5 protein-coding genes and 1 pseudogene are annotated in these 4,832 nt (G+C 42.5%); all 6 read right to left on the minus strand.

Translation table 11 applies throughout. From position 1 onward, the window contains the following. Nucleotides 1–204 (minus strand): annotated as a pseudogene (locus AC075J_RS02355) (sulfide/dihydroorotate dehydrogenase-like FAD/NAD-binding protein); the annotation flags it as partial. A 100-nt stretch (nt 205–304) separates the two neighbouring features. Further along, nucleotides 305–1,057, minus strand: a complete 753-nt coding sequence (locus tag AC075J_RS02360; protein WP_118669962.1) for a ClpP family protease — start codon at nt 1,055–1,057, stop codon at nt 305–307. Nucleotides 1,058–1,167: 110 nt separating this feature from the next. Then, nucleotides 1,168–1,899 (minus strand): YebC/PmpR family DNA-binding transcriptional regulator, encoded by a 732-nt coding sequence (locus AC075J_RS02365; protein WP_008703925.1) that lies wholly within the window; start codon nt 1,897–1,899, stop codon nt 1,168–1,170. Nucleotides 1,900–1,940: 41 nt separating this feature from the next. Further along, nucleotides 1,941–3,254, minus strand: a complete 1,314-nt coding sequence (locus tag AC075J_RS02370; RefSeq protein WP_226824588.1) for a hemolysin family protein — start codon at nt 3,252–3,254, stop codon at nt 1,941–1,943. A gap of 199 nt (nt 3,255–3,453) precedes the next feature. After that, complete coding sequence (locus AC075J_RS02375) at nt 3,454–3,801, minus strand: type II toxin-antitoxin system PemK/MazF family toxin (protein ID WP_020994045.1); 348 nt, start codon at nt 3,799–3,801, stop codon at nt 3,454–3,456. A gap of 185 nt (nt 3,802–3,986) precedes the next feature. After that, a partial coding sequence (gene alr, locus AC075J_RS02380) for an alanine racemase (protein WP_476389935.1) occupies nt 3,987–4,832 on the minus strand: 846 nt, incomplete at its 5' end.

A 4,832-nucleotide genomic window follows, 5' to 3' on the forward strand; every position in this document is an offset into this window, starting at 1 on the left:
TACACCAATCTCCTGGAATACGATTGTGACCGTACCTTCTTCACGATCATAATCACAGATAGTAAGAGGGATTCTCTCACCCTTCTCATCTAACTTAACGATAATAAATTGTCCTGGCTGACAATGGCTTGCAACACGCGGTGCGTGTACAACCATAAGATGGATCTTAGCGGCCAGTGTTTCAGCTTTTAAAATCTTATACATGGTTTTCCTCCTCGCAAATAATAAACCTCTATTAATAATACGCCAAAATCTGACATATGGCAAGGGTTGATTTGTAGCATATATAAGATTTTTTTCACTTTCAACACTCTTTTTCTATCATTTCATATAATTTTGCCAACGCTTCCTTAATACCGCCAACCTCATCGATCAGCCCTTCTTTTACTGCCTCTTTTCCTTCCAGCATGGTTCCTACATCTTTTACCAGCTGAGAAGTATCAAGCATCAGCTCTTCCAGACGTTTCTGAGATGCTCTGGAGTGTTCGGAAATAAATGTAGTGATACGGTCCTGAATTTTCTCCATATTCCGGTAAGTCTGAGCCACTCCGATAAACATACCATTGGAACGTACCGGATGGATCACCATCGTAGCACTTGGTACTGCGAAAGAATAGTCCGCAGATACGGCCATCGGAACTCCGATAGAATGTCCGCCGCCCAGAACCAGTGACACTGTTGGTATACTTAATGAGGCAATCATCTCTGCAATGGCAAGCCCAGCCTCCACATCTCCTCCCACTGTGTTCAAAAGGATCAGCAAGCCTTCTATTTCTTCATCATCCTCAATGATGGCAAGCTTTGGAAGTACATGCTCATATTTTGTAGTTTTGGAATGGGAGGGTGCAGACTCATGACCTTCCACCTCACCAATGATGGTCAGAAGCTCTACCTTGTGTTTTCGGGAATTGCTGTTTAAAACCACCTGTCCCATATCTTTGATCTGCTCATTGGTACTTTCCTGAATTTTATTTTCTGACTCCTGTGTCTCACAGTTTTGCAGCTTCATCCCTGTTTCAGACTCTTCTCTTTTTTCTCCATATCTGTTTTCAGACATAAAAATACCTCCATTTTCTCTATGGAGGTATTATGTGTGTTTCTTTTATAAACTATACATGTCCGACAGCAATAACCCAAAACAGGCAGTCTCAATATACCTGCGGTATTTTACTGCTCATCCCAGTTTGTCCAGTAATCTGTGACATCATCGTCATCATCCAGAAGATCCAGAGTTCTCTGAAGATCCTTGAGTGCCTGCTCATCTGTAAGCTCCACATAAGTCTGAGGAATCATGGCAACCTGTGCTTCTGCAATAGGCAGACCTGCTTTTTCCAGAGCTTCGCGAACTGCACTGAAATCATCCGGAGCAGTGAGAATCTCATAACTGTCCTCTTCCTCGCTGAAGTCCTCAGCACCGGCATCCAGAGCAAGCATCATAATCTCGTCTGCATCCATCTCACACTCTTCTTTGTCAATAATGATCTGACCTTTCTGATCAAACATATAGGATACACATCCCTGAGTTCCGATGCTTCCGTTACCCTTTGTAAATGCATTACGTACATTACCTGCTGTACGGTTCTTGTTGTCTGTCAGAGTCTCAACAATGATAGCAACACCGTTCGGGCCATAGCCTTCATATACAGCTTTCTCGTAGTTGTCTGCAGAATCAGCACCTGCTGCTTTTTTGATACCACGTTCAATTGTATCGTTTGGCATGTTGTTTGCTTTCGCTTTGGCAATTACATCACGAAGTTTGCTGTTGTTATTCGGATCCGGACCGCCTGCTTTGACAGCCATAACCAGCTCACGTCCGATTACTGTAAAAATCTTACCTTTTTTTGCATCGTTTTTCTCTTTCTTATGCTTAATGTTTGCAAATTTTGAATGTCCTGACATCTTTCTTTCTCCTTTTGTTAATTGTTTTTATCTGCTGCTGTTTATACAGCAACATTATTATCCCGCTCCACCTTAACCTTGCCAATGGTTTTATTACCAATAGACAAAATCGTAAAGCAGTATCCAATCGCTTTTATGCTTGTATCAACATCCTTATCTGTAGGAATATGTCCCAGAATATTGGTCAGATAACCGTTCAGTGTTTCAAACTCTGTATCCCCAAAATCTGCATCCAACTCTTCTTCCACATCCTCCAGATAAGCAAGCCCGTCAATGATCAGACTGTTATCTTTCTGTGCGCGGATCGTAATTTCATCCTCATCATATTCATCCAGAATATCTCCGACAATCTCCTCCAGAATATCCTCCATGGTAACGATCCCGGCTGTCTGGCCATATTCATCCACAACAATTGCCATATGGATCTTTCTGGCCTGCATAGTATGAAAAAGATCTCCAATCCCCCTTGTTTCAGGAATCAGGGATGCCTGGCGGATAATTCCGGGCAGTTCCTTCAACGGTTTGAACTTCGCCCAGGGATTCTGTGTCATAAACTTAAGCGCATCTTTATAATGGACAATTCCTTTGATATTGTCAATATTCTCCTCATATACCGGATAACGGGAATTCCCCTCTTCCAGCATAGTGTCAATCATGTTCTTGAGCAATATCTCCTCGTCAAAGGCCACCATATTCTTTCTGTGAGTCATGATATCATGGGCTTCTGTCTCATTAAAAGATATGATATTCTGGATCATTTCCGCCTCATTCTCCTGGATGACGCCCTGTTCATGAGCTTCATCTACAATGGAAATGATTTCCTCTTCTGTGACAGACTTTTCTGTACGGTTTATTTCCACTCCAAAAGGCACTGCTGCCAGTCTGGCGATCCAGGTGACAGATACAGTAAAAGGCTTTAACAGATTCAGCCAGAAATGTACCAGGTTCAGATACTTATATGCATAAGCTTCAGGATGATAAGTACCAACCCGCCGAAAAGCCAGAATACCGATTGCAGCAAGAAAAATCACGCACAATGCCATTACCAGGATCAGTGCAGGCACATGCTTTATGTATGGATAAAATGCATCCACAGCATATGGGACCAGAAAAGTACCAAAACAAATACCACATGCCATTACGATCAGCGGAATTGCATTGACAAACTGCGCCGGTTTGTCGATCAGAGTCATCAGCATCTGTGCTTTTTTATCGCCTTCCTCTGCTTTCTTCTGTGTATCATTCTCACTTATGTTTCTCAGCGCTGCGGCAAACCCGTAAAAGATTCCATTCAGCCACAACAGTAACAGTAAAACAAATAAGCCCCAGAGGGGCATACTACTGCCATCTTCCATTATATTATTCAGTCTCCTCCTTATTGAATATGCGTAATTACTGGTAAAATATATCACTTTCTCCATTAATCGTCAAGATACTGACCGGACAGAGATACCAAAAATTACTGTTCATTTATTGTTCACGCACTACTATCCGAGACATGCAAGCCAAAAAATCGCAATACCGGATCAGATGATATATCCCTTAAAAGTAAAATCAGAACGTAAGCTCCAGGCTGATCTCAAGTGCATGATTCACCTTATCCAGCATCGCATCATCCAGATGACAGACTTTATCTTTTAATCTTCTTTTATCTATAGTACGAAGCTGTTCCAGCAAAATCACAGAATCTTTTTCAATCCCATAGAGTTCCGCATTGATCTCAATATGTGTAGGAAGCTTAGCCTTGTTCATTTTTGATGTAATAGCAGCACAGATCACTGTAGGGCTGTGCCGGTTACCTACGTTATTCTGAATGATCAGAACCGGCCGGATTCCACCCTGTTCACTCCCCACTACAGGGCGAAGATCAGCATAAAATATATCCCCTCTTTTAATTACCACACAATTCACACTCCGATTCTTTCCGGTTTCAATTTACAACATTGCCATAAGAAGAAACCTTGTTATCAGCCGGATATTTCCTGTCCGGTTAAGATAAAGTATTTCCACCTTTTTCTTGTGTATACATGCGTGGTATATAAAAATCAGTTATCGCTCACTTCGTCTCTATTCAGCAAACAGTAACATTATATTTCTTTCCCGTTTTTAATATAGACTCTCGGCACACGCGGGCTGATATCACAGGCAAACTCATAGGAAAATCTGCCACAGAGATCACCAATCTCCTCAATACCGATAAACTCATCCCCGTCTCTGCCGATCAGTGTTACCTCATCGCCCTTCTTCACATCACCAATCTCAGTCACATCTACCATAAACTGGTCCATACAGACTCTGCCAAGGATCGGAGCCTTTTGTCCATGTATCAGAACCCAGCCTTTATTGGAAAGCTGCCTGGAATAGCCATCTGCATAGCCCACCGGAACAGTTGCCACACGAAGCTTCCTGTCAGCCACATAAGTACCGCCGTAGCTGATCGCTGCTCCGGCAGGAACGTCCTTCACATAAGTCACATGACTCTTAAGTTCCATAACCGGCTCAAGCTTTACAATATCTCTCTCCACCTCAGAAGAAGGATAAATTCCATAAATTGTGATTCCGGCGCGGACAATATTCAGATTTGCTTCCGGCATACGTATGATGCCCGCACTGTTAGAACAGTGATGCAGAGGAATTTCCACTCCTGCCTCTTCTACGCGCCTTGAAAAATCCAGATACCGCTCCAATTGTACCATAGCCGGACTTCTGTCATACTCATCTGCTCTTGCAAAATGAGTAAACATACCTTCAATCTCAAGATTTGGAAGTTCTGAAATTTTTTTAATTTCCTCTACATTTTCCTGTGCATCCGCAAAACCGATCCTGGTCATTCCTGTGTCCAGAGCAATATGAATATGTACAGTTTTTTTCTGCAGAACCGCTTCATCTGAAAGTTTCCTTGCCTCCTCATATTCGCACACTGCAGGACGGAT

The organism is Blautia sp. ZXY-1-C6 (assembly GCF_056339875.1).

Bases quoted from the DNA above. Each gene is read 5' to 3' on its own strand.
- AC075J_RS02360 (WP_118669962.1), bottom strand. From the start codon at position 1,057: ATGTCTGAAAACAGATATGGAGAAAAAAGAGAAGAGTCTGAAACAGGG.
- AC075J_RS02365 (WP_008703925.1), bottom strand. From the start codon at position 1,899: ATGTCAGGACATTCAAAATTTGCAAACATTAAGCATAAGAAAGAGAAA.
- AC075J_RS02370 (WP_226824588.1), bottom strand. From the start codon at position 3,254: ATGGAAGATGGCAGTAGTATGCCCCTCTGGGGCTTATTTGTTTTACTG.